The 26,122-nt window shown below is 37.5% G+C and carries 22 protein-coding genes; 13 read left to right on the plus strand and 9 right to left on the minus strand.

Going from position 1 to position 26,122, the window contains the following annotated elements; translation table 11 throughout:
* Positions 1 to 108 precede the first annotated feature (108 nt).
* Positions 109 to 984 (plus strand): TauD/TfdA family dioxygenase, encoded by an 876-nt coding sequence (locus H6G68_RS04405; protein ID WP_190905541.1) that lies wholly within the window; start codon positions 109 to 111, stop codon positions 982 to 984.
* 47 nt (positions 985 to 1,031) lie between these two features.
* Here H6G68_RS04405 and H6G68_RS04410 read toward each other — a convergent pair whose 3' ends face one another.
* Entirely contained in the window at positions 1,032 to 2,540 is a 1,509-nt protein-coding gene (locus tag H6G68_RS04410) for a UbiD family decarboxylase (RefSeq protein ID WP_190905542.1), read from the minus strand.
* Between the two features lie 758 nt (positions 2,541 to 3,298).
* On the opposite strand from H6G68_RS04410, the gene H6G68_RS04415 reads away from it, so the two are divergent.
* The 5 genes from H6G68_RS04415 to H6G68_RS04435 all read left to right on the plus strand — a co-directional run bounded on the left by H6G68_RS04415 (position 3,299) and on the right by H6G68_RS04435 (position 10,218).
* A complete protein-coding gene (locus tag H6G68_RS04415; RefSeq protein WP_190905543.1) occupies positions 3,299 to 5,779 on the plus strand; it encodes a vWA domain-containing protein in 2,481 nt (826 codons plus the stop codon).
* A 96-nt stretch (positions 5,780 to 5,875) separates the two neighbouring features.
* Entirely contained in the window at positions 5,876 to 6,694 is an 819-nt protein-coding gene (locus tag H6G68_RS04420) for an Rpn family recombination-promoting nuclease/putative transposase (RefSeq protein WP_190905544.1), read from the plus strand.
* A gap of 264 nt (positions 6,695 to 6,958) precedes the next feature.
* Positions 6,959 to 8,047, plus strand: a complete 1,089-nt coding sequence (locus H6G68_RS04425) for a tetratricopeptide repeat protein (RefSeq protein ID WP_190905545.1) — start codon at positions 6,959 to 6,961, stop codon at positions 8,045 to 8,047.
* A 251-nt stretch (positions 8,048 to 8,298) separates the two neighbouring features.
* On the plus strand, positions 8,299 to 8,553 hold the full coding sequence (locus H6G68_RS04430) for a DUF4212 domain-containing protein (protein ID WP_190905546.1): 255 nt from the start codon (positions 8,299 to 8,301) through the stop codon (positions 8,551 to 8,553).
* A 9-nt stretch (positions 8,554 to 8,562) separates the two neighbouring features.
* Positions 8,563 to 10,218, plus strand: a complete 1,656-nt coding sequence (locus tag H6G68_RS04435; protein WP_190905547.1) for a VC_2705 family sodium/solute symporter — start codon at positions 8,563 to 8,565, stop codon at positions 10,216 to 10,218.
* 150 nt (positions 10,219 to 10,368) lie between these two features.
* Here H6G68_RS04435 and H6G68_RS04440 read toward each other — a convergent pair whose 3' ends face one another.
* Together H6G68_RS04440 and H6G68_RS04445 are read right to left on the minus strand one after the other, a co-directional pair.
* Entirely contained in the window at positions 10,369 to 11,208 is an 840-nt protein-coding gene (locus H6G68_RS04440) for a tetratricopeptide repeat protein (RefSeq protein ID WP_190905548.1), read from the minus strand.
* 352 nt (positions 11,209 to 11,560) lie between these two features.
* Positions 11,561 to 12,481 carry a ribonuclease D gene (locus H6G68_RS04445; protein ID WP_190905549.1) on the minus strand — a complete coding sequence of 307 codons (921 nt, stop codon included), beginning with the start codon at positions 12,479 to 12,481 and terminating at the stop codon, positions 11,561 to 11,563.
* A 232-nt stretch (positions 12,482 to 12,713) separates the two neighbouring features.
* Between H6G68_RS04445 and H6G68_RS04450 the strand changes: the two genes are divergently transcribed.
* Entirely contained in the window at positions 12,714 to 13,742 is a 1,029-nt protein-coding gene (locus tag H6G68_RS04450; RefSeq protein ID WP_190905550.1) for an NADP-dependent oxidoreductase, read from the plus strand.
* A gap of 389 nt (positions 13,743 to 14,131) precedes the next feature.
* Here the strand turns inward: H6G68_RS04450 and H6G68_RS04455 are convergent, their stop codons facing one another.
* The 3 genes from H6G68_RS04455 to H6G68_RS04465 form a co-directional block, all read right to left on the minus strand.
* Positions 14,132 to 14,446 (minus strand): RNA recognition motif domain-containing protein, encoded by a 315-nt coding sequence (locus H6G68_RS04455; protein ID WP_127053740.1) that lies wholly within the window; start codon positions 14,444 to 14,446, stop codon positions 14,132 to 14,134.
* A gap of 538 nt (positions 14,447 to 14,984) precedes the next feature.
* Positions 14,985 to 16,100, minus strand: coding sequence for a DUF4145 domain-containing protein (locus H6G68_RS04460; protein ID WP_190905551.1), 1,116 nt, complete (start codon positions 16,098 to 16,100; stop codon positions 14,985 to 14,987).
* Between the two features lie 161 nt (positions 16,101 to 16,261).
* A complete protein-coding gene (locus H6G68_RS04465) occupies positions 16,262 to 16,687 on the minus strand; it encodes a thioredoxin domain-containing protein (protein WP_190905552.1) in 426 nt (141 codons plus the stop codon).
* A 361-nt stretch (positions 16,688 to 17,048) separates the two neighbouring features.
* Between H6G68_RS04465 and argZ the strand changes: the two genes are divergently transcribed.
* The 5 genes from argZ to H6G68_RS04490 all read left to right on the plus strand — a co-directional run bounded on the left by argZ (position 17,049) and on the right by H6G68_RS04490 (position 21,327).
* Entirely contained in the window at positions 17,049 to 19,160 is a 2,112-nt protein-coding gene (argZ, locus tag H6G68_RS04470) for a bifunctional arginine dihydrolase/ornithine cyclodeaminase (RefSeq protein ID WP_190905553.1), read from the plus strand.
* Positions 19,161 to 19,298: 138 nt separating this feature from the next.
* Positions 19,299 to 19,526: a hypothetical protein gene (locus tag H6G68_RS26855; RefSeq protein ID WP_199332495.1), complete on the plus strand. Its 228-nt coding sequence runs from the start codon at positions 19,299 to 19,301 to the stop codon at positions 19,524 to 19,526.
* A complete protein-coding gene (locus H6G68_RS04480; protein ID WP_242045131.1) occupies positions 19,523 to 19,780 on the plus strand; it encodes a PIN domain-containing protein in 258 nt (85 codons plus the stop codon). The genes H6G68_RS26855 and H6G68_RS04480 overlap by 4 nt, the downstream gene beginning before the upstream one ends.
* 231 nt (positions 19,781 to 20,011) lie before the next feature.
* Positions 20,012 to 20,788 carry a Uma2 family endonuclease gene (locus H6G68_RS04485; RefSeq protein ID WP_190905554.1) on the plus strand — a complete coding sequence of 259 codons (777 nt, stop codon included), beginning with the start codon at positions 20,012 to 20,014 and terminating at the stop codon, positions 20,786 to 20,788.
* Positions 20,789 to 20,814: 26 nt separating this feature from the next.
* Complete coding sequence (locus H6G68_RS04490) at positions 20,815 to 21,327, plus strand: DUF2085 domain-containing protein (protein WP_190905555.1); 513 nt, start codon at positions 20,815 to 20,817, stop codon at positions 21,325 to 21,327.
* A 188-nt stretch (positions 21,328 to 21,515) separates the two neighbouring features.
* Here the strand turns inward: H6G68_RS04490 and H6G68_RS04495 are convergent, their stop codons facing one another.
* Positions 21,516 to 21,827, minus strand: coding sequence for a hypothetical protein (locus tag H6G68_RS04495; RefSeq protein ID WP_190905556.1), 312 nt, complete (start codon positions 21,825 to 21,827; stop codon positions 21,516 to 21,518).
* Positions 21,828 to 22,080: 253 nt separating this feature from the next.
* Positions 22,081 to 22,773 (minus strand): response regulator transcription factor, encoded by a 693-nt coding sequence (locus H6G68_RS04500; RefSeq protein ID WP_190905557.1) that lies wholly within the window; start codon positions 22,771 to 22,773, stop codon positions 22,081 to 22,083.
* 72 nt (positions 22,774 to 22,845) lie between these two features.
* On the opposite strand from H6G68_RS04500, the gene H6G68_RS04505 reads away from it, so the two are divergent.
* On the plus strand, positions 22,846 to 24,237 hold the full coding sequence (locus H6G68_RS04505; RefSeq protein WP_190905558.1) for a sensor histidine kinase: 1,392 nt from the start codon (positions 22,846 to 22,848) through the stop codon (positions 24,235 to 24,237).
* Positions 24,238 to 24,265: 28 nt separating this feature from the next.
* On the opposite strand, the gene H6G68_RS04510 is transcribed toward H6G68_RS04505, so the two are convergent.
* Positions 24,266 to 26,014, minus strand: a complete 1,749-nt coding sequence (locus H6G68_RS04510) for an N-acetylmuramoyl-L-alanine amidase (protein WP_190905559.1) — start codon at positions 26,012 to 26,014, stop codon at positions 24,266 to 24,268.
* Positions 26,015 to 26,122 lie beyond the last annotated feature (108 nt).

Below are 26,122 nucleotides of genomic sequence, written 5' to 3' on the forward strand. Positions count from 1 at the left end.
GATACTTGTAAATGAAACTATATGATAAGATTGAGTATAAGCTTTTGCTATAGCTTATAGTTGCAGATAGCAGTAAGTGTTAACTTTGACAAACATTTGTTAATTAGTATGAATATCACTACACAACCAGTCTCCGAAAGAATAGGTCAACAAATTGTTAACGTAGATAATAAAAGCATCTGGGAAATAGACAGAGAAGCAATTATTAGCCTATATCAGGAATATGGGGTTCTTCTATTGAGAGGATTTGCAACTGATGCTGACATTTTTAGAGAATTTAGCAATTTATTCAGTACTGATTTTTTAAATTATGCTGGTGGTGCTTTCAATAGAAGGGTAATTAATGGAGATAATACCCTTTTAAGTGTCAATGATTTCCAGACAGAGATTAAGTTGCATGGAGAAATGTACTATCAGAAAAATATTCCTTTGATGTTATGGTTTTTCTGTGCTAATCCTGCTTCACAAGATGGGGAAACAACTGTATGTGATGGTAGGCAATTTTTTGCAGAACTGAGTAATTCAACTAAGGAATTATTCCGTCAGAAGAAGCTAAAGTTTACTGCCAAAATGCAGAAAGAGGAATGGCAGAAAAAATATAAAACTGATGATGTGAATGAGTTAGAAGAGATGTGTAAAAGCAATGATACACATTTGACAATAAATGAAGATCAATCAATTGTCTTGGAATATCTTTGTCCAGTAGTTATCCCTAGCAGATGTGGAAAATATCAGGTTTTTATTAATAGCCTTTTACCAGCGATGCAGTTAAATCCTGATGTTTTGAAGTTTGATGATGATTCAAAAATTCCTAATGAACTTATGGATGAATTGAATGAAATAGCAGAAAGACTTACTACCAATATTTCCTGGCAAAAAGGCGATATTCTCATGATTGATAATACGAGAATCATGCACGGAAGAAGGGCTTTTACCGATAAAAATCGAGAAATTTATATCCGGTTATGTTCTCCAGGTTTTTAATATTAATATCAAATCTCCCTCCCGTAAAGGAGGGGTAAGTTTCGATATTACTTCATATCATAACCAAACAAATTTGGATCAACTTCTCCTAGTTTTAAATCTCCTAAACCATATTCCGCCCAACGTCTTTCTACCATTGCGGAAACATCAGCGTCTGATTCTAATGGTTCACCCCATTCATGTTCTGTTTCTGGGGGAATTTTGGTGGTTGCATCAATTCCCATTCTCCCACCTAAACCGAGTTTTTCACTAGCAAAATCTAAGGTGTCAAAGGGGGTATTTGGTAATATGAATACATCCCGTGAAGGGTCAACTTTAGAACTAATTGCCCAGACGACTTGACGGGGATCACGAATGTTGATATCTTTATCAACAACGATGACAAATTTGGTGTAAGTAAATTGGGGTAATGCACTCCAAAAAGCTAAAGCTGCTCGTCGGGCTTGTCCAGGGTATGCTTTATCTATGGAAATAATCGCTGCTTTGTAACTCAATGCTTCCATTGGTAGGAAGAAATCGACTATTTCTGATACTTGTTGGCGTAAGATGGGGGTATAGATGCGGTTGAGTGCGATCGCCATCATGGCTTCTTCTTTGGGTGGACGACCGCTAAATGTGGTTAAATAAATTGGATCTTTGCGGTGTGTCATACACTGAAACCGCACCAATGGCGAATCTTCCACACCACCGTAATAACCCATATGATCACCAAAGGGGCCATCTGGTAAAACTTCCCCTGGTGTAATTGTCCCTTCTAAGACAAATTCTGAATCTGCGGGAACTTCCAAATCTACGGTTTTACACTTGGCTAATTGGACTCCAGAACCGCCATAAAGCCCTGCAAATAACCATTCTGATAAATCTACAGGAATGGGTGTGGCTGCTGCCATAATGATTAAAGGATCGACACCGAGAGCGATCGCAACTTCTAATTTTTTACCACGTTCTGCCGCTTTGCGTAAATGTCTCGCACCCCCGCGCACCGATAACCAGTGTACGGTCATAGTGTTGTGAGATTGCAGTTGTAAACGATACACTCCGACGTTTGGAGTTCCCGTCTCGCAATCTTTTGTAATTACCAATCCTAGCGTAATTATCTTTCCGGCATCTCCCGGATAAGGACGTATTAAAGGTAACCTATTTAAATCTAAATCATTCCCTTCTAGTACCACCTGTTGACAAGCCGGAAAAAAGTCTCTTCCCGGTTTGGCTTTCACCACGTCAAACAGCACTTTACCGAAGTCTATGGCTTGGGAAATCTTTTTTGGTGGTTTGGGTTGCTGAAGCATACTCAGCTTCTTTCCCAGGGTTTCCAACTCCTCTGGTTTTTCCATATTCATAGCCCAGCATATCCTTTCCACAGTCCCCATTAAATTTACCGCGACGGGAAAGGATGCACCTTTGACATTTTCAAACAATAAACCCGGTCCACCTTTTTGTAGCATTCGGTTGGAAATCTCCGCAATTTCCATGTCGGGGTCAACTAAAGCCGAAATTCGCTTTAATTGTCCTCTTTCTTCTAGAATTTTAATGAATCCTCGTAAGTCTCGCGCCATGTTCCCTAAGAATTAAGAAGTGTAAAGTCTTTTTGATCTTAACTTGATATTTACATAGTAAATTTGTACTGATTTTCCGAAAGTTTCACATCACATATTTCCTAAAAAATTCGAGAATTAAGGATGATAGCATTTTAATCATTGCAGTTATGCACCTTCAATGTCCTCCTGATTATTGGATTGATAGAGTGTGAACAGGGTACAGGTGAGAGAGGTTTTTGAACGCAGAGGTTCGCGGAGGTAAGCGCAGAGGAACACTGAGGTTTTTTGGTGATGGTTTGGGGTGATAAATGCAGGTTTAGCAATGTGCAAATACTGGGAAGAATTAATAAACTAACCAGCCTAAAAATAAGCAAAGTAAAATACATAATAAAAAAGCAAACAGCTTTCTACCAGTTTTAATCAATTTTCTCCAGCAACAAAATCCATAATTAAACAATAAACATTTCCTTTGTGAGACAAATCACTAATATAGGCGGAATGTAGGTAGAGATATTTTGTGAAATTTTGTGAAAGGTCTTTGACGCTGTTTTTAACCAAAAACTGAAGAAATATAAAGCTTTTTTGAGCTTAACTTGACATTTGTATAGTATTCTTGTACTATATAAATACGCAGAGTCGCGGAGAGGAAAGAAGAAGTTTTCCCAGTGTTGATTTCAACATAATAGTCTTTACAACATATTACAACATCGCTCCATACCAGTATAAATTGATTTATCCTGGACAATATTCCGTATAAATTTACCATTCGCAAAATTATGGCAAGTCAAAAAACCAAGTTTGCTGTTTATAATCTGGCTGGTAAGGAAAAAGCTTTCTATTTAGCTGAAAAAGTTAATCTGGAAATTAAGCCTGATGCTATTCCTAAAAAGATGATAGCTCATAGTATCATTATTATTGATCGTTCCGGTTCAATGTATGGCGCTATTGAGGCTTTAAAGGAAACTTTAATTAAACTTTTGACTCTGGATGAATACAGTAATTCCGAATTAGTGATTAGTCTGATTTCTTATTCTTCTAAGGGTGATGTTACTTGTCATTTCCAGCGTATACCTATTCAAGAGGTAATGCAGCCAGATTCATTGTATGTTGCCAAAATTAAAGCCATTCAGGCTGGTTGTGCAACTTGTATTTCTCAATCTTTGAAATTAGCTCAAGAATTGATTCGTCCTAGTGAATTAACAGCAATTACTTTACACAGTGACGGCTATGCTAATGATAGCAGTTTTAATTCAGAAGCGAAAGCAATAGAAGCCATTTGTAATGATTTGCAAAAATTGGATGTGTTTGTTAACACTATCGCTTATTCTCCCTATTCTGATTTTAAATTTCTAGCCAAAATTGCTAATTCGGTTTCTGGTTCTTGTCTGCAAGCTGGCAATATTAAGGAAGTCTATGATGCTCTTTATAATACCGGAAATGTGTTAAAAGAAGCGACAGGAATAGTCATAGAAGAACCTTTAGCTACTGACTATAGTTATCAGGTGTTTTTATCCCATAGTGCTAAGAAAATTAATGGCACAAATCAAACTTTAAAAATATTTGGTTTGAAACCCGAAGATGAGGCATATATCTATAAATATAAGCAAATTACCAAAGATGCTTATACTCAATTAACAGATATTCCTGTTGTCCAAAATGATGAATCAGTTTATGCTTTTGCGAAAGCTAATTTAGCAGACGGAAATCTCAATACTGCTAAATATGCTCTTGCTAGTACATTTAACGCAACTTTAACAGCAAGACACGCAAAAGCTTTAACAAATCAAGACATTGCTAACTTTACTCAAGATTTAGATATTGCTATCTTTTATCCTCATGTTTTAGCAGAACATGAAATTTTAGATCATGTGAAAGTGAATGATAAAATCTCAATTTTGGCATTGATTGATATTTTATCACAACATCGTTCACACATTATTATTAACCTCAAACATCTGCAAGCAACTTACCAAAGAAAAGGTGTCAAGCGTGTTAATGGGGTGCGGGGAGAAAATGGAGAGCTAATTCAACCTTGGTTAGAAATAGAATATATTGAACCAGGTGATTATGTGCAGATGGGTAGTTTTGATATTAACCGCAACACAGCGACTATTAATATGCTGATTCAGCAAAAAGTAAAGCTGGTGAAAGTTGAAGATAAAACCGCAATTACAGAAGTTGCAGGTGTGTTATTAAATGATTTAACGACTTTCAATAATTATACTATTGTCAGTGATGGAGAAATTAATGTCAAGGCTTTGAAAGTAAAAATTAGTAGTAAAAAAGCCTTTGATGATTTAAAAGCAGTGGGAGTTATTGATGGGGAAGAATTTGATTTTCAAAAAGAATATACTATTGAGTTAGAGAATTTACCCTTGGTTAGCTTTGAGGGTACTTACAGCATTATTGATGGGTTGTTTTCCCAACTAGCAGAAATCAAAGTTGTATCTAGTATTCTTGCTGCTCATTTACGGGAAGCATCAGATGTATTTATTCCCGCGCAAATAGAAGAATTGAAAAAACATTATCTTTCCAAAAGTTTGTATCTAAATTTTCCCACCACTAACGAATATACAGACTTGAAAGCTGCGTTATCTGACGGTACAGTTGATTCACGTATTAGTTATAAAATTGATATTGGTGGTACAGAAATTATCAATTTGAGTAAGTTGTATTCTGCTAATCAGTTTCTGGATAGAAGATACGAAGTGTATGACAAAGAAACGGGAGAAATTTTTCCTAAACCCACCTTTGAACTAGCTTTTAATGAAAATATCGCTGTTCGTGCTAAAGCCGTTTCTGGGAGAATGAAACTTACCAAAGTCGATGATTTGATGAAACCGATTTTTGATGATTTTCTGGGAATTGAACAAAATGGCAGAGTTGCAGAAATTCTTAACAAAATTGGTGCGGGAAGTTTAGGGTTGTTATTACAAGCAAAACACGCTGGTACGCCTGTAAATAAAGAAGAACTTATCAACGCCATGACATCAGCGCAAGGTAAGTTAGAAGAGTACACAGAAAAAATTTACCAAGAAAATATTTCTCCTTTAGTCTTTTATATAGGTGCGACTGGTTTGTTACCAGATGAAATGTCTGCAAAAGCCATGACTGCTGATGAACTTGCTAGTCAATATCCCAATTTACAGTTTTCTAAATCAGAGCAGGAAGGGACATTTTTCTTAGTTGGTGATACTGTAATTAGTGTTTATGCTCAAACAGAATATTACAGTAAAAAGTCAGTTATTGTTAGTTAATTGATTTATTTTGTAGGGGTTTAGTAATGCTAAACCCTGAATCTTTTTAGGTTTTAATATGTTAAAATATCAATATTTGCCATTAAAAAAAATACCATGTATGACAATATCTGTAAATTCATAGCTGAAAATTATAAAGATGATATAGCTACATGGTTGCTAGGTTCACCAATCAAATTGACAGAACTTAGCCCTACAGAACTTTCTAGTGAACCAATTAGAGCCGATTCATTAATATTATTACAATCGGATGAATTAGTTCTACATACAGAATTTCAAACCGATACAGATGAAGATATGCCCTTTCGGATGTTAGATTATCGAGTTAGGGTATATCGTCGGTTCCCTCAAAAAGAAATGCGTCAAGTAGTCATCTATTTGCGAAAAACAGGTTCTGACTTAGTAAGTAAAAATAGTTTTAAATTAAACAACACTTACCATCAGTTTGAGATAATTAGACTGTGGGAACAACCAACAGCCCAATTTATGACAGTTCCAGGTTTATTACCTTTTGCAGTGCTAAGTCAAACAAAAGATCCTAAAATGGTATTAAGCCAAGTAGGAGAAGCAGTAGAAGCCATTACAGATCAAAAGATACAAGGTAATATTGCTGCTGCTAGTGCAGTTTTAGCAGGTCTTGTGTTAAAAAAAGATGTAATTAGGAAGATTTTCAGGAGTGAAATTATGCGAGAATCTGTGATATATCAAGAAATTCTCGAAGAAGGTGAAGCTAAAGGTATCGCTAAAGGTAAAGCTGAAGGTAAAGCTGAAGGAATAGCTGAAGCAACCAAAAAGTTAGCTGTAAAGTTGTTGGGAATTGGTATGAGTTTAGAACAAATTTCTGAAGTTACGGAATTATCTCTAGAACAAATTCAAGCTTTAGAAAAAGAGATAAATAATCCTAATTCTAACTAAAAGTAACTTCGATGTTTTTGGTTTCAATCTTGACAAAAATAATATCCCTGATTTTTAGCACAAGTCGGGGATATTTAATATAAATTTTTCGCGCAAAGGCGCAAAGGAGCAAAGACGCAAAGAAGATATAAACATATCAAGCCTGATGCTAAATTAGAGTTAAGTTTTGATTCTGTAGTATTAGTAGATATTTGAGATTTTTGCCTCTTGATAGGGAATACTAAAATTATATACCTTGTCACATCAGAGCAAATTTAAACCAATATGGACTGGACAACACCACTCAAGGCACAACAGACTGATTTTATTCAAAGACTTAAATCTGCTGACTTACTCAGTTGTGACACAAAAGGCCAGCATAGTGAATTAACTGTTATATCTGGTAAAAGGTTAGACCAATTACGTGATTTTTGCTGGGAGATGGTGAAAAAGTATAAACCAACCGACCCCAAAAATTACTTTATCAACAACATGAAGGGGAAGTTGGGTGAGGAAGTTGTCAAATCCCGTTTAGCTGATTTTGTCACGGAAGTTGATTATGAAAAGCGCGTTGGTGGTGATGGAAAAGTTGATTTTACCTTAACTTCTGACTCATCAATTGGTATTCAGGTTAAAGCCCGTAATGGCAAATTTGATAAAATTCAATGGTCAATTAGCCAAGAAGAAATTGAAAAAAATGCTGTTCTAGTTTGTATTTTAATTCAAGAAGAAGTCAGCGAGGCTCAGGCTGAATACAATCTGATTTTGGCGGGATTTTTACCAACTAATATGATTAAATTGGCTGCTAGTAAAGCCTTGGTGGCAATAGATGAATTGCTTTATTCTGGGGGTTTACGCAGCTATTTAGAGAGTTTGACATCTTCTGAAGCTGACGAATATATGCGCTTGGGTGATGAGTGTCTTGAGAAAGAAGATTATCAAGGTGCTTTCGGTTATTATACTCAAGTATTGCAACTGAAACCAAATAATGAAGATGCTTACTACAACCGAGGAGAAGCCCGTTATTATTTAGAAGATAAGCAGGGTGCAATTGATGATTACACTCAGGCTATCAAGATTTATCCTAACTGTGTAGATTCTTACTTAAACCGAGGATATGTCCGTTCTGCTTTAGGAGATAAGCAGGGTGCAATTGATGATTACACTCAGGCTATCAATATTGATCCTAACTGTGCCAGTGCTTATCACAACCGGGGTATTGCCAGTTCTGAATTAGAAGATAAGCAGGGTGCAATTAAAGATTTTCAAACAGCCGCAAATATATATAAAAAAGAGGGTAAGGAAACAGACTATAAAGATGCTATGAAGGAAATTAAAAACATAATCATATATCGAATAAAGAACAAGAGTTAAGCGAAGCTTAACCCAACAATCAAATTAATCAATGTTGGGTTTCATTTTCTCAACTCCAATCTTCTCTCTTCCTCTTTGCGCCTCTGCGTCTCTGCGTGAGACAAAAAAATATATTTAACTTACCAACAAATCACCATAAAAAATACAACTAGCTACTTAATATAGAAAACTTAACAAAAAAAACGCCAAAATAAAACAGCATTATCTCCACTTGCTGATATTATCTGTGATGCAATGATGATAAAAGAAAAATGGACGAAGATCAGCGTCGCGCTTATTGGCGTGCTAATACTGCTTTAATAAGGATTTTATTAATTATTTGGGCTTTAGTGTCCCTGGTTTTTAGTATTTTGTTGGTTCAACCATTAAATGCAATTCGCTTTTTTGGTGTTCCCTTTGGCTTTTGGATGGCACAACAAGGATCAATTTTGGTTTTTGTGGTATTGATTTTTACTTACGCCTTCCAAATGGATAAATTAGACCGCAAATATAATACCAAAAAGTGAGGATAATTAGTGTCAGTTGAACTTTGGACGATTGTATTAGTTGGACTTTCTTTTGTCCTCTATATTTACATTGGTTGGCAATCTAGAGTAGAAAATACTAAAGACTTTTTTATTGCCGGTCAGGGAATACCTTCAATTGCAAATGGTGCGGCTACGGCGGCTGATTGGATGTCTGCGGCTTCGTTTATTTCCATGGCCGGGTTGATTTCGTTTTTGGGATATGACGGTTCTATTTATTTGATGGGTTGGACTGGGGGCTATGTTTTACTAGCATTATTATTAGCGCCTTATCTGCGGAAATTTGGTAAATACACAGTTCCCGATTTTGTAGGCGATCGCTATGACTCTAATATAGCCCGTTTGGTGGCGGTAGTTGCAGCCATTTTCGTTTCTCTTACCTACGTGGCTGGACAAATGCGGGGTGTGGGAATTGTCTTCAGCCGCTTTTTACAAGTCGATGTCAATACTGGTGTCATCATTGGGATGATCATTGTCGGCTTTTTTGCGGTTTTGGGAGGAATGAAAGGTATTACCTGGACACAAGTAGCGCAGTATATTGTGTTGATTTTCGCATATTTGATTCCGGCAATTGCGATCGCATACAAACTGACTGGTAATCCTATTCCCCAACTGGCTTTTACCACCAGCGATATCGCCGATAAACTCAACCTCATTCAACTGGACTTAGGCTTTAAAGAATATACCCAGCCTTTTGCCAACAAGTCAATGTTAGATGTCCTATTCATCACCATTGCTTTGATGGTAGGAACTGCTGGTTTACCCCATATTATCGTCCGGTTTTACACAGTTAAAAGTGTGCGTGCAGCCCGGTTTTCTGCTGGTTGGGCGTTATTATTTATCGCCATTCTCTACACCACCGCCCCCGCAGTCGGGATGTTTTCTCGTTATAATTTAATTACTTCTTTGCATAATCAAACAATTGCCGAAGTACAGAAATTTGATTGGGTAAATAAATGGGAAAAAACCAAACTCCTAGCTTTTGAAGATAAAAATAAAGATGGACGTTTGCAATTAACTCCGAGTAAAGAAACCAACGAAATTACAATTGATAAAGATATCATTGTTCTGTCAACCCCAGAAGTTGCTAACCTTCCCCCTTGGGTAATTGCTTTAGTCGCGGCTGGTGGTTTAGCGGCTGCTTTATCCACAGCATCAGGGTTATTATTAGTAATTTCTAGTTCCGTTGCCCATGATGTTTATTACCGCATTTTTGATTCCACAGCTTCAGAAGAAAAACGGGTATTTGTGGGGCGAGTTGTCGTTGGTTTTGCCATCGTTATGGCTGGATATTTTGGGGTAAATCCACCAGGATTTGTGAGTGAAGTGGTAGCTTTTGCTTTTGGTTTAGCTGCTGCTAGTTTTTTCCCGGTGATATTTTTGGGTATTTTCGATAAACGCACCAATTCCCAAGGCGCTATTGCCGGAATGTTAACAGGTTTGATATTTACAATTATCTACATCGTCGGCGTGAAATTTACTGGGATGACACCTTGGTTTTTTGGAGTTTCGGCTGAAGGAATTGGTACATTAGGGATGATTATCAACTTTATTGTCACCCTCTTAGTTTCTCGTTTTACCCCACCTCCATCAGCCGAAATTCAGGCTTTGGTGGAAGATTTACGCACCCCAATAATTGAAGAATAAAAGAAGACACGGGGATGGGGAGATGGGGGGACACGGAGACACGGAGACGCGGAGACACGGGGAAAATTAAGAATTCCCTGTTCCCTGTTCCCTGTTTACGAATTACGTATCCCTAGCGGGACCGTAGGCACTATTACGAATTACGAATTATTACCTCAGTTCTTGGATATTCTTCATTACTTGTTGATACAAGTCTTTGTTTCCTTCTTTGTCAAAAATAGCGGCTGCACGTTGTAAGTCTTTTAACGCCCCTCGCTTGTCTCCAGTAGCGGCAAAGGCATTGCCTCGGTTATTAAAAGCAGGGCCAAAGTTAGGATTGAGGCGGATGGCTTCATTGTAATCTGCGATCGCTTTCTGTTGTTCTCCCCTAGCTGCGTAAGTATTGCCCCGATTATTGTAGGCAATAGAATAATTGGAATCAATACGAATGGCTTGTGTGTAGTCCTCCAGCGCCCCGTTTGCGTCTCCTTGGGTAGCGCGGGCATTTCCGCGATTATTGTAGGCTTCCGCGTAGTTAGGGGCTAGACGAATAGCTTCATTGTAATCCGCGATCGCTTTTTGTTGATCTCCCAAAGATGCCATAGCATTGGCACGATTGTTGTAAGTCTCGGCATCATTGGGATTGAGACGCAAGGCTTTGTTATAATCAGCGATCGCACCCTCTTTATTACCAATATCAAAATACGCCAATCCCCGACTTTTGAACGCCGGCGCATATTGAGAATTGAGGCTAATCGACCTACTATAGGCAGCAATAGCCGCTTGGGAGTTACCTTTAGCGTGCTGATTCTGTCCTTGAATATAAAAGTCTCCGGCTTTCGTTGTTTTAGCTGTACGAAGATTGGGAGGACTGACTCCTACTTCTGTCACCAATACATCCGGACTTCTACTGCAAGAACTGGATAAAATTCCACTTAAACCAGCAACCACTGCGATAGTGCATATTCTGCCTAACACTTGCTTTTTCTGTGTCAATAACTGCCATTTCATAAATTTTTATAAACCGCATTCACACCTGGAGAAAATTATGACCACAATCTATTGATTTCACTCCATCACAATTTTAACTTTTGCTAAAAGCTTTAACGTAATTAACAAGTCTTTATCATCTAATTCTTGTTGTTTTTAATTAAAAGCTTTTTCAAAATTTAACCATTAAATTGTAGATTTAATGTATAAACACTTTCAGTTTTAAATTAATAAATTGTGCATTTAACTACATTTGTTATATGATAATAGCCATCTTCAATCATTCCTAGTACAAATTATTACTTGCCTCCAAAAATAGGAGTTTAACAATGCTAAACCCCTAATAACAAAATCAAATAGTAATATTTACATATTACTCATTATTAACTTCATCTTCCTGATTCTTAGCAATTATTCGCCAAACAGTAGTTTTTTCAATATCTACATCTAATTGTTCCAAATTTCTCCCTAAATCTTTTTGCAATTTCTCAGTCAGAGTAATCGGAAAATCCAAATCAATATCTTGATTCTCCACCAATTTAACCAATTCGCTAAACTTAACTTTTACAGATTTGCGGTCATAATGGCTGAGTTGACAATATTCATTCTCGGAAATATTTTGAAATTGCATTGCTTTCTTTAAACGTTCTTGTAAATAATCAAATTCCGAATTTATTAGCTTTCGCTGCTGTTCAATTTTCGTATATCTTTCAGAAATTGTTGCTAAATCTTCCGTTGCCGGATCTGAGATAATTTGGGAACTTAAAGCCAATAACTGCAAGTGTACTTGAGCCAAATAAATGCAATCGAAGTAAGCATACTCTATCTGGTCTTCAGTTAAAGGTCTTATTCCCCAATCACCGCTTTGTTCTTGTTTATCAATATTGTGAAAATTACAAAGTGCAGTAGCCAGAGTTTTAAGTTGATAATTAGGTAATGGCAGAAAATGATAAGGGATTTTTTTAGCCATTTCTAAAGTGCAAGTAATATTTTTAGCTTTCTTACTTCCTAAAAGTCTCAGATCATAACTAGCATTATGAAAAACTTTTTCGATAGCCGAATTAAACATAATTTGCAGCGTAAAATCGGCAATCACATCAGGCTGATCTAAGACATCCAAAATATAAACACTATTGCCGGTCATATCATGAGGATTATCTAATATCTGAATCAGCGATAATCTCGGATTACGACTTTTATAGTCAGCAACTTCTGTATCTATCCACAGAGTCTTAGCTTTGGTATATTTAGCGATTAGAGAACGAATTTCTCCAGCAGCGGTAAGATAAGGCATTGGTAGATTTAGGGAAATACAAATCACTCATATTTTCCCAAATTAGCATTTTGTGACTAATCTTGCGCTGACACCACAGAAATGCCTGATACAAATAATCAGTATTCAACAGGATACGACATTATCCACTGCCCCATTATTATGATGAGTTTTTCCAAACATACCTGCCAATCTGCCAAAGTATTCACAGTGATAGATGCTTTTGTTCTTTAAAACACCCAAACTCAAACTTATGCAAAAATCGATAAATCGTCAGTGGCGCTTGGCTGCACGTCCTGTAGGTGACATCAAAGAAAGTGATTTTGAGTATCGGGAAGAACCAATTCCCAGCCTTGAAGATGGTGAAGTACTGGTACGCAATATCTATCTTTCCCTAGATCCTACTAATCGCATTTGGATGAGTGATAGACCACAGTATATGCCTCCCGTGGAACTTGGAGAAGTAATGCGTGGTTTAGTTTTGGGTGTAGTTGAAGAATCCAAAAATCCCAACTTTCAACCAGGGAATATGGTTTCGGGGCTGCTAGGATGGCAAGATTACGCCCTAATTTCCCCTCCAAACCTCCTTTCCCTCGTCAAACTACCGACACCTTTACCTGTTCCCCTCATAGCCTTTATGGGGCCTCTCAGCTTTATTGGCTGTACAGCTTATTTTGGTCTGCTGGATATTGGAAAACCCCAAGCTGGAGAAACTGTAGTTGTATCAGCAGCCTCTGGTGCAGTTGGTTCTATAGTTGGACAAATTGCCAAAATTAAAGGTTGTCGTGTGGTGGGAATCACCGGTTCCGACGAGAAATGTCAATGGTTGTTAGAAGAACTCGGTTTTGATGCTGCAATTAACTATCAAACCGCCGATTTAATCCCCGCTTTAGCAAAATCATGCCCCAATGGAATTGATATCTATTTCGAGAATGTTGGTGGTGCAATTCTTGACGCTGTTTTGACACAAGTAAATTTAAATGCACGCATTCCCTTATGTGGTTTGATTTCCACTTATAATTCTCAAGAACCTGTACCTGGCCCCTATAATTTCAGCCAGATTTTAATGAAGCGTGTGCTGGTACAAGGTTTTATTGTCTCTGATTATGTTCAGCAATGGGATGTTGCTTTTCGGGACATCGGACAATGGATACAAGAGGGGAAAATCAAATACAATCAGGAGATTGTCGAGGGATTAGAAAATGCACCCAAGGCGATTCTCAAACTTTTTGATGGGAATAAAATGGGAAAATTAATTGTCCAAGTTTCCCCTGAACCATAATTATAAACTTATCAAAATAAGTAAGTGGGCGTTAAAAAATATAATATAAACCTAACCCCCCAACCCCCTTCCCTACCAGGGAAGGGGGAGTCAAAGTCTCTCCCCTGGTAGGGGAGAGGTTTGGAGAGAGGTTTTATATTTATAGCCGTGGACAGGGTGGTTAGGACATCAATTGATAATGAAACTCCCACTACAAGAGGGTTTTACTCCTGACTCCGGTCACTGAGCGTAGTCGAAGTGCTGACTCCTGACTCCTGACTCCTGCTATAATTGTGCCAAGCTACTTAAACTCATGAAAAAGGCTCAAGTATTAATACCTGAGCCGATTCTCAATTTTACTAAATTGCTAAAACCGATGCTTTAGCTAAAAGACTTAAGTCCTTATATTTTTAGTAGCGGTTACGAGAACCGCCGCCACCACCGTAACCACCACGGCTTCCACCACCAGAAGGACCTCTGTCTTCTCTGGGTTTAGCCTTGTTTACTTTCAAGTCACGTCCCATCCATTCAGCACCATCAAGTGCATCAATCGCAGCTGTTTCTTCAGCTTCTGTACCCATTTCCACAAAACCAAAGCCTCTGAGTTGTCCTGTTTCACGGTCAGTAGGTAGCTGAACACGTTTTACAGAACCATATTCTGCAAATACAGCAGATAAGGTATCTTGGGTAACTTCATAAGAGAGGTTGCCTACATAAATTGACATAGATTGTCTCCGAAATCATAAGAGTGTAGAGATTTAGGTTTCGGAGAAAAGTCTGTAAGTACCAAAAGGAGAAAGCCTATCAATATTAAAAACAAACGCGGTCGCCGAATTACTTCTCAGATTTCATGATGTCATAGAAATGAATTAATGGGAAGAAAATTGCCAAAACTGTTACATAACTTTATATTAACAATTGTTCAGGGTGAGTATTCTATTCATATCTCAGTAGCTTTAGCTGTAAAATATGACAATATTAACATTTAGTCCTGTAATATCATGGTGAATACCCAAATTTTTATGACTAAACAAAGTAACCGTGTATAATTTAGGGATTACCTGTCAATACCTTGTCGAAATTGGAAAAAGCCTTGATTTGTAGGTTGGGTTGAAGCATGAAACCCAACAAATTCGTTGGGTTGCGCTGTCGCTTAACCCAACCTACAGAAAATGGACAAGGTATTGACCTGTGTAACAATTTACCATGATGGAGCGATCGCCAGATTCTAAATTTATTGTTTGTTAAATAATACAAATAAGATTATGAGCCTGGTGGTAAAGGATATATTTTAACAAAAGTATCAATAGCAATATTACCAAGTTTTTCCAGTGCTATTCCTGCTTTATGCTGAACATCTGGTTGTTCATCTTTCAATGCCTTAACAAGAGATTCTATTGCATCAGGGTTATTTGTGCCGATATCGCCTAATATGGTGGCAGCCGCAGAGCGAACATTATGGCTAGTATGATTTTCTAAAGCATTGATGAGTCCTGGAATAGCTTCTGAACCAATAGATTTTAAATAATTGGTCGCATCTTTACTAAATTTAGAACTAATGATTAGACTCACAAATACTGGGATTACTTTGTCAATTTCCATATTTCTTTTAGCGAGTGTACTAGCCGCATAGTACCGTACTGCTGATGTTTCATTGTCATCCAGTTTTTGGACGAGATTGTTAATAGTTTCATCTGTCAAAGTCATTGTTTCTAAATCTGGAGATGGTTGTACTTTTCCTCGTCTTTCAAGTAAATTTTCAAATTTGTCATTAAAATCAATACAATATTCAACTAAGGCGTATGTAAAATCAACAATATCTTCAGCATCTTTTCCAGAAAATTGCTCAGATGTATGTACAGCTTCATCACCAAAAGACTTTAAAGCATTAGCCCATTCATAAAATTTATTATCAATAATGTCTTTCTCTCTCATTATTGCAAGCTTGCCATGTAATGTATATGGGTCTTCAATTTTAAAATATAAACATAGCATTTCAATTGTTTTTCGACACATTACTACACTTGCTGTGCATAGATTAGCATCTAGGCAAGTTCTAGCTTCTCTATATGTATTTATAATATTTCTAGTTTCACGCGATTTATTAGCAAACTCTTTTAAATAAGGATATAAAAACCGTGTATTTCTACTTTCATAATTTGAATCAAAGGTATTGAATTCCTCTAAAATAACATTGAATCGTCCACAATTCGGACAAACCAAAGTTTGAACATCACGAAAATGATAATATTTTTCTTCTCTATCATCTAAAAATGTTGTTGTATACTCACCTTCACTAATAACCTTCATCAGAGTTTTACTGCAACAATGCCCACAACGAACAGTTTCTGTAGTATGTTTATGCTTTTGCTCAGTCATTAAACGACACCATGAAAAAATTCAACAAATACTTAGATAATATTTAATTGTCTACAGCCACATTAATTTCTAACTCCAAACAGTATTTATGCAGGATATCTCGCGTAAAATGAGGTGTATTTAGTGAAATTGGAAAATTGCAATTGACAATTTTTAATACTTTAAATTTTACTTTTAACATCCCCAAGCGTGGGATTTAGGAACACATTCCCTTTGACATACACTACTGGTAAGCTGACATAGTTAGATTTTAATTCATAGCGTCTCAGTAAATTCCACATTTGATTATTTACAACTGGATCATCCACATTTCTATATTTAAAAGCAATTTTATTGGTTCCTAATTGTTGTCTCATATATGTAGTTCTACTACAAGTGTCTCTACCAAAAACTAAGATTAAAGGAGATTTCTTGACTGCTTTCTTAACTGCATTTTTTTTAATTATTTTGACTTTTGTAACTGTTTTTCTGTTACGTGTTGCTAAATTAGCCTGTTGATGGTTTTTGGCTGCTACAGCTATAGAAGATGTAGTGACTGTAGAAAATAACACTGCAAATACAAAAGCTATATTTTTTAGACTTTTCATGCTACCTGCTTTGTATCTTGATTAATCGTATTAGTCTTTACCTTACTATAAATCTAAGCGTTTGTAATAAGTCGTTTTGCTTAAAGATACTTAATTATTTAATACACGCCATACACACCTTAATTAAAATTAAAGGAAATATACCCAAAGCCTGAAGCTAAAAGCCAGCAATTGACATCTCTTCATAAACCTTTTTTACTCCTACCCTTCAATTTTCTTATAGCAGTAATAGAATAAGAGCGATATCCTTGTAAAGCCTACCAAGAACAAAAGGTAGAGGTTAAGTAGCAGATTTGACAGACTGAGAACACCAAAACTCTGTATCTAGAAGAGATTACTGAAAAGCGAAGTAAAAATTTTTATGGTTTCCCAAATTCGATTTTTAATGTGCGCTCCCGACCATTACGATGTGGATTATGTGATTAATCCGTGGATGGAAGGGAATATTCACAAGTCGTCACGCGATCGCGCTGTGGAGCAATGGAATAAATTATACAATGTTATCAAAAATCACGCCATTGTCGATTTAGTTGCACCAGAGAAAGGCTGGCCTGACATGGTATTTAGTGCCAATGCGGGTTTAGTCCTCGGTGAAAACGTCGTTCTCAGCCGCTTTTTACATAAAGAACGCCAAGGTGAAGAACCGTATTTTCAACAATGGTTTGAACAAAACGGTTATAATGTTTACACACTTCCCAAAGACCTACCCTTTGAAGGTGCTGGTGACGCACTCTTAGACAGAGAAGGGCGTTGGTTATGGGCTGGATACGGTTTTCGGTCAGAATTAGATTCTCACCCCTACCTGGCTAAATGGCTAGACATTGAGGTGATTTCTCTACGCTTAATGGATGAGCGGTTTTATCACCTTGACACCTGCTTTTGTCCTTTAGCAAATGGTTATTTGCTGTATTATCCCGGTGCGTTTGATTCCTATTCCAACCGCGTGATTGAAATGCGTGTCGCACCAGAAAAGCGCATAGCCATTACTGAAGCTGATGCTGTTAACTTCGCTTGTAATGCGGTGAATGTGGAAAGCATCGTGATTATGAACAAAGCCAGTGATAGTTTAAAATCACGTTTGGCTGAAGTTGGTTTCCAAGTCATTGAAACACCGTTAACGGAATTCCTCAAAGCTGGTGGTGCGGCTAAATGCTTGACTTTACGGGTGACAGAACCAATTGGTGAGGAAATTCACGCTAATGCATCTGTAGAAAGTCGTGTCATCCGCATGGAAGGACATTTGCTAGATGCAGGTTTGATTAACCGTGCTTTAGATTTGATTGTGGAAATGGGGGGAAGTTTCCAAGTCCTCAAATTCAACTTGGGAGAACAACGTCAAAGTACATCTGCGGCTGAGGTGAGGGTATCTGCACCATCTCACGAAGTGATGGAAGAGATTATATCTCAGTTGATTGATTTGGGTGCAGTTGATTTACCCCAAGATGAACGGGATGCTAAATTAGAACCTGTGGTACAAGCGGGTGTCGCTCCTGATGATTTCTATGTCAGCACGATTTATCCCACTGAAATCCGGGTAAATGGGGAATGGCTGAAAGTGCAGAATCAACGCATGGATGGCGCGATCGCAATTTCTCAAACTCCTAATGGTATAGTAGCTAAGTGTAAACTACTCCGTGATTTGGAAATAGGCGATCGCGTCGTAGTTGATGTTTTAGGTATTCGCACCGTCCGCAAAGCCGAATCGCGGGAACAACGCAACTCCCAAGAATTCAGCTTTATGTCTTCTGGTGTTTCCAGTGAAAGACGGGTGGAATTAGTCGTTGAACAAGTTGCTTGGGAATTACGTAAAATCAAGGACAGTGGCGGTAAAGTAGTTGTCACTGCTGGGCCTGTGGTCATTCATACTGGTGGTGGTGAACATCTATGTCGCTTGGTTCGAGAAGGTTATGTTCAAGGTCTTTTGGGCGGAAATGCGATCGCTGTCCATGACATGGAACAAAATCTGCTGGGTACATCCCTGGGTGTAGATATGAAGCGGGGTGTAGCTGTACGTGGTGGACACCGACATCATTTGAAGGTGATTAACACTGTCCGTCGTTTTGGTAGCATCGCTAAAGCTGTAGAAGCAGGAGTAGTGAAAAGTGGGGTGATGTATGAATGTGTGAAAAATAACATTCCCTTTTCCCTTGCTGGTTCGATTCGGGATGATGGCCCTTTACCTGATACCCAAATGAACTTGATTTTAGCACAACAGGAATATTCTCAAATCATCCAAGGTGCGGATATGATTTTGATGTTATCTTCTATGCTGCATTCTATCGGTGTAGGGAATATGACTCCAGCAGGTGTGAAGATGGTTTGTGTGGATATTAACCCAGCGGTAGTGACTAAATTGAGCGATCGCGGTTCAATAGAATCTGTAGGTGTGGTGACTGATGTGGGTTTGTTCCTCAGTCTGTTAACTCAGCAATTGGATAAGTTGACTAGTCCTTATGTTGCTAATGTAGGTTAAGAAATATCTCACGCAGAGACGCAAAGACGCAAAGGGTTTTTCTGTGCGTTTTTGTGTCTTTGTTTTTTTTCACGCTCCAGGCGCAGAGTCGCAGAGAGTTATAATATAAAAAACACTAAGAAAAGGAGATAATTAGTAATGTTACAAACTGTGAAAGGAATCTATAAAAATGGAAAAATTGAGTTAGCTGAAATTCCTAATAATATCTTAGAAAACCAAGTTTTAATCACTTTTATAGAAACTACAACACCGGAAAATATTGGTGTAAAAAGTTCAACGGCAGAATTATTTAGTCCCCTTCGCGGTAAAGTTCAATATTTTGAAGATATCACCACACCCACAACTGAAGAATGGGGAGGGATATGACTATTGTTTTAGATACTTGTCCCTTAATTTGGTGGAGTCTTGATCCAGATAAACTTTCTCTTCTAGCAAAATCAGCTTGTGAAAAGATGGAAGTTGAGAAAAATGGTTTGGTTGCTTCTATTTCGCTTTGGGAAATCGCTATTAAAATTAAAAATCAAAAGTTAGATTTAGGAGTTTCCTTAACAACTTATCTGGAGACTTTAAAAAAATCTGATGTGATTACAATAATTCCCATTGAGAAAATTTATGGTTAGAAAGTGTTGCTTTAGAATGGAGTCATAAAGACCCAGCAGACAGGGTTATTGTTGCTTTGGCTGAAAAATATCAGGCTGATTTAATTACAGCAGATAAAATAATTATGGGATTTTATGATTCAGTAATTTGGTAAATATTCATATTTTTCAGGTATATAGCCATACATACAGCATGCAAAGCCGACGATCTGCAAGTTATACTATTTCAATAAATGCAATACCTTAAATAGTATGAGTGAAACCCTGGCTGATATTGCTATACCACCGCAGTTTCCTGATCATACTCAATTACCAGAGTCTGATGGTACGTTTGTGAAGAACTTTCAAGAACATCCCCAAAGCATAATTATCACAGACTCAATAATTCAAACTTTACAAAAGTTACATCCAGATGGACAATTTTGTATAGGTCAAGATTGTGGAATTTATTGGCGAGAAACTGAACCCCCGGAAAAAGGTACAGTAGCACCAGACTGGTTTTATGTCCCTGATGTAGCACCAACATTAGCAGGTAAAATTCGCCGTTCTTATGTATTATGGCGGGAATATATACCCCCATTAATTGCGATAGAATTAGCCAGTGGTAATGGTAACGAAGAACGAGATACAACTCCTCTAGCTGGTTTACAGGAAGGTGAAAAACCTGGTAAATTTTGGGTATATGAACGCATTATCCGCATTCCCTATTATGCCATTTATGAAGTGAATAATGATAAATTAGAAGTTTATCATTTGGTAGATTTCTCTTTCCAAAAAATGCAGCCTAACGAACGCGGACATTATCCCATTCCCCCTTTAGGTGTAGAATTAGGACTATGGCAAGGAAGTTACTTAAATAATCCTGAACAACTTTGGCTGCGCTGGTGGGATAAGGAAGGTAATTTATTATTAGTGGGCAAGGAAGAAGCCCAATTAGAAAGATTAAGGGCTGAACAAGCAGAAGACAAAGCTGCAAAATTAGCAGCGCGTTTGCGAGAAATGGGTATTGATCCAGATACAATAGATTAAGAAATTTTTCGCGCAAAGGAAGAAAGATGCAAAGGGCGATTTTGTCAAGGGATTTACAAATTAATTGGGTGAGTTTTTTTGCTGATTTCCTGTTAGCTGGGATGGTTTTTGGCCCCCCTATTGCTCCTTTTTTGGCTGCGTCTGGTGTGTTTGTGTTTCCGGGTATTGCGGACATTATTTACTTTATGGGTAATCATGTTTGTCCGCAGCCTACTATGGGTTTGGAGTTATCTCCACCTTTTATTATGGCAGTATGTATGCGCTGTTATGGTACGGTAACGGGTTTGTTGATAACTCGGATTTTGTATGCTTTAACTAATGGAAAAGGTGTTTTTTGGTTAAGCCAATATGGTTGGAATGGTGCTGCTTTTGCTAGTGTGTTAATGATGGCTTATCCGTTGGAATTAGCAGCGCAAGTTTTCGGTTTATGGGATTTTAATAATTATATTGTTACTCCTTTTGGTTTGATTACCGGTTTGGCTTGGGGTTTATTTACTATGCCTATATTGCATACGTGGACAGGGACGCAAACCAGTTAGAATGAGTCTACCACTACCACGACCATATACAATGTTCATTAATAGATTTACTCCAGTTGATGTAAAAAGTTATGCAACACACCCTGTATAACTACTAAAAAATTTTAATACTTGATTATTTGAAGATAGAAGAAAAGCGTTTTCTTGGTTCTCTTAAAAATCAATAATTTTCTGATTCATCTGGTTTTTTAAAAGTCGTACATTTCTAGTTGACTAGCAGCCGTAGTAAAGTCAGAAATTGAATTTTTTAGATCCTTATACTCTTGAATAGTGAGATTGCAATTTTCGCACTGTTCATTTAAGAACCTGATCAGCGACAACCTAACAGATTCGATTTTTGCCCTTGTCCTAGCTGCCATTACAGCCTGAGATAAACTAGGATAAATATAGTTATTGCTAATCCCTATTTCCTCATTAGACATCCAACACTTGAATATATAGCCTTTTGATAAGGGTATTAATTCAATTACCCAGCCATAATATAAATCTTTCCATTTCATTGACAAACTTTTTATTGGGTTAAAAATTATTTGCACTATCAGCATATAACCTATATATGCAATTCTTGTGTGGAATTTGTGCAGAATTTGTGCAGATAAAATCTTATAGAGGGCTGTATGATGTTGGTGAGCCTATTTTTCTCTAACAATGCACTTAATCAATCAAGCCGCTGAGATATTAATATCTAGTAGAGCAGTTCATTAATCGTCTCTACATTTAAAATATTACTGATAAATTCTCTAGGAATTTGTATCAGTTGAGACGATATCCCAAACCATGAACTGTTTCAATCAAAGTTTCTGGCGCACCTAAGAGTCTTAATTTTTGCCTAAGACACTTAATATGAGACCTTACTGTTTCCTCTACCGGAGAGTCATCAACAGACCAAACTTGCTCAATAATGCTAGAACGGCTCAAAACCCTTCTACCATTTGCAACCAGCAATTCCAAAATTGCATACTCTTTAGGAGTTAAGGAGATAAGATGACCGTCATAAGTTGTCTCGTAAGTGCTAGGGTTTAAAGTTAACTTTCCCCAAGATAAACTTACTGTACTCGCAGAACTACCACGTCTAAGTAAAGCACGTATCCGAGCCATTAATTCTTCTAAATCAAATGGTTTTGCTACATAATCATCTGCACCAGCATCTAAACCAGCAATCTTATCGGCTACAGTATCGCGGGCTGTTAACATTAATATTGGTGCTGTCGAGTTCCTATATGCTGAACTGTTGGTGTTAGTAGTACGTAAGCGGTGACAAAACCTGATTCCATCTAGCTTTGGCAAAGTTACATCTAGCACTACTAAATCATATTTCATTGACTCTGTTGCGTGCCAAGCGGCTTCTCCATCTTTAGCAACATCAACTACATACTGTCTTCTGGTTAAAGCTTCTGTAAGTGCTTCTGCCAGTTGAATATCATCTTCAACTATCAGAATTCGCATAATTTTTCCCTTATTCAACAAGTGGTAATGAGGGAAATATTAACTTAAATTGACTTTATAAATGGATAATTTATGAAATCGTATTTTTCAGGAAAATGGATTGCTGCTGGAGTTTCTTTAGCTATATCGCTAATGGCGCTAGTTACCTTCGCTTCATTTAATAACACTACCGAAATTAAGGAAAATGCTAATCAAGTTCAGCATACTTATCAAACTCTCAATACTTTGACAGATTTATATGCAGCTATGACAGTAGCTGAATCAGCACGAAGAGGGTATATATTTTTGGGAAGTAGACAAGATTTAGAGCGCTATGAAAATGCCATAAATAATATAAAAACCAAGGTCAGTTTATTAGAAACTCAAATCCATAATAATATCAAACAAAAACAGAGATTTGCCAGTTTTAAATCATTGGTTAATCAAAGATTATCTCTTTTAGAAGAATCAATAAAACTTTATCAACAAGATAAAAATGCATTACAACAGCAAACTAAAATTACCGAAGTCAGTGTTAATTTTAGAGAAAAAATTATACCTATAATTGCAGATATTCAAACTGAAGAACAAGGTTTCTTAAACAGTTCTCTCAAGCAGTCGCAACAGAGTATTCACTTACGAATAATCATGGAAATACTAGGAACTATTTTAAGCCTGGTTGTGATTTGCAGTTTATGTTTTATCATCGAGCGTCAAGGAGTAAAACATGAACATATTAAATCTTTAGAAGCTTCCCTTGCTCAAGAAAAAAAAATTGGTGAATTAAAGGTTCAGCTATTTTCTATGATTTCCCATGAATTTCGTACACCTTTAAGTGTAATATTGCTTTCATCTCAGTTATTACGGGAAATTCTGGTAGATTTGGTGGATAAAAAGGAATTAAAAAACCTTGACCGCATTCAGTCTTCAGCAAAGTTGATCAATCACTTATTAACAGATATATTAACTTTGACTAGAGCCGAAGCAGGTGAACTAGATTATAAACCTCAATTAATCAATGTGGAAAACTTTTGTTTGAATCTGCTGGAAGATGTGCAGATGTTTAGTCGCACAAATCATATTATAAAGTTCATCAAGCATGGTCAATCTTTTCGTGCTAATCTAGATGAAAAATTGCTGTACTCTATTCTTAGTAATTTACTTTTAAATGCCATCAAATACTCATCACCTGGGGGTAACATCTACTTGGTTTTAAATTCTCAACTAGATGCTACTATCTTTCAGGTGATAGATGAAGGTATAGGCATTTCCCCATCAGAACAGGCTAGGCTTTATGAACCTTTTTATCGGTCTGAAAATGTTGAAGGTATTGTCGGAACTGGGTTAGGATTACCAATTGTGAAAAAATGTGTAGAAAGACATCAGGGAGAAATTTTTGTGGAAAGTAAAGTTGGAGTAGGAACAACTTTTACTGTGAAAATTCCTATAGCTAGAGAACAGGGAATAGAAAAGAAGTTATTGTAAGTAATTAGCCAAAGATGATTTCATCATCTTACTTAACAGTTTTAAACCACTCTGTCACCCCATCCGCTAAAGTCTTCGCCATTTTCTTTTGTTCCTCTGGGTTCACTACCTCTTCAAACTCATAGGGATTACTCATAAAACCCAATTCCAATAATACCGCAGGTGCAACAGAGGGACGAGTCAGGGCTAAATTATTCCAAAAAACGCCATAGGAAGGTTTACGAAGTTTGTTAACTACGTAATTTTGTAAAAATATTGCGAGATTATGTGATTGAGGATGATACCAAAAACTACCGAAACCCTTGGTTTTTTCGGCATTACCATCATCAGGTAAGGAATTGTAATGGATAGAAAGAGCGATCGCAGGTTCTTCTTTACTAATTATCTCCTGACGTTCTACCAAAGACACATCCCCCCGATCATCTTCCCTTGTCATCACCACCTTTGCACCACGCTGCACCAACTCATCCCGCAGTAATTTAGAAACTATCAAATTTACATCTTTTTCTAAATATCCCGTTGGACCACTTGCACCAGATTCCTTACCACCATGTCCCGGATCAAGTAAGATTTTGATGCCAGACAAGGGTTTTCTATTGTGAATATTCGGTGCATGACGCAAACTCAATACCAGGGTTGTGTTGTCGTATCTCAGCTTATAGCCCCACTGTTGGAACTTTTTGAGGTTAAAAGTGTACTTTACCTGACCAGGATTCACCTGTTGCCAATCCAGGCGAGAAATTAGGGGGTCATCATCCAGACGAATTGTATCTGTTTGGGCAGTGGTATTGTAGAGAGTGAGGCTAAAAGTGCTATTTCCCTGTTCCACACTTACAGGCACAGGCACTTGCAAGGGAAAACGCATCTCCGTTACTCCAGCTAATTGACGATAGCCCACACTGCGAATTACTGTTTGTGGGGGAACTGCACCGGGGAGAATTTTGGTTTCTTTACTATTAATCCAAGCCCCATAATCTAACCGTAACCAATCACCTTCTGTCCCTGTGACGGTTGCCCTTGTTCCTTGAGGTAGGGGTGTCAGTCGAGAATAATCGCTACTTGCCCCCGTGCGGGCTACACCTGATGCTGCTGTTACTTCGACAACTGCTAACCGTTCTGGTGCTAAAATCTGCACTTTTCCCAAACCAAGTTGGGTGATTGTCTGACCCTTCAATGTCAAACTAAATAGAGGTTTTCCCAAATCCCCAGCATTGGCGATGGTTGTACAACCTTGGTATTTGCTAATACCAGAAATAGTAGCCTGATTGCGCCCTGTTAAAATGCTGGAATTAGCAGGTAATTGTGCTTGTGGTGATTGTGGTGACAAGGGAATACTTTGATTAGCCAACTTCACTGAGACAGTAGCTTGAGGAGGTGCGATCGCACTAAAACAAATCAATTCTCCGGGTAATCTAGCAATATCAACAGCAGGAGTTAGAGAATCTTTAGCAAAACCTAACCCATCTGGTAACTGAGGTTGAGTAGAAAGCCTTGTTACCTTCACCTCTCGTTCTTGATTTTGGTAGCGAACTTTAAATATATTCTCTCCCAACTGCAAAGGGAAACTAGGGGCAAAATGACCAGACTGACTGCGGGTGATAGGTTGACCATTGATCAAGACCTGTCCATCTGGTGGTGCTGTACCGATAAAAAATATTTTTTCTGTACTGGTTTGGTGGTTTGCTGGGGGATAAACCACTAAAAATGATGGTTGTGCCAAGGACTCGGAGGAGGTGAAAATAAAGCTAAATATTGCTAATCCTAAAAGTTTTTTCACAGCAAAAATACAAAAGATTTAATGATAGTAACTCGATGAGAAGGAATCTATTTTTAGAAGTTTCTGACTGCCTTCTAACTCTTCCTCCTAACTCCTGACTCCTGACTC

This window comes from Anabaena catenula FACHB-362 (assembly GCF_014698735.1).
Classification (GTDB): domain Bacteria; phylum Cyanobacteriota; class Cyanobacteriia; order Cyanobacteriales; family Nostocaceae; genus Anabaena; species Anabaena variabilis_A.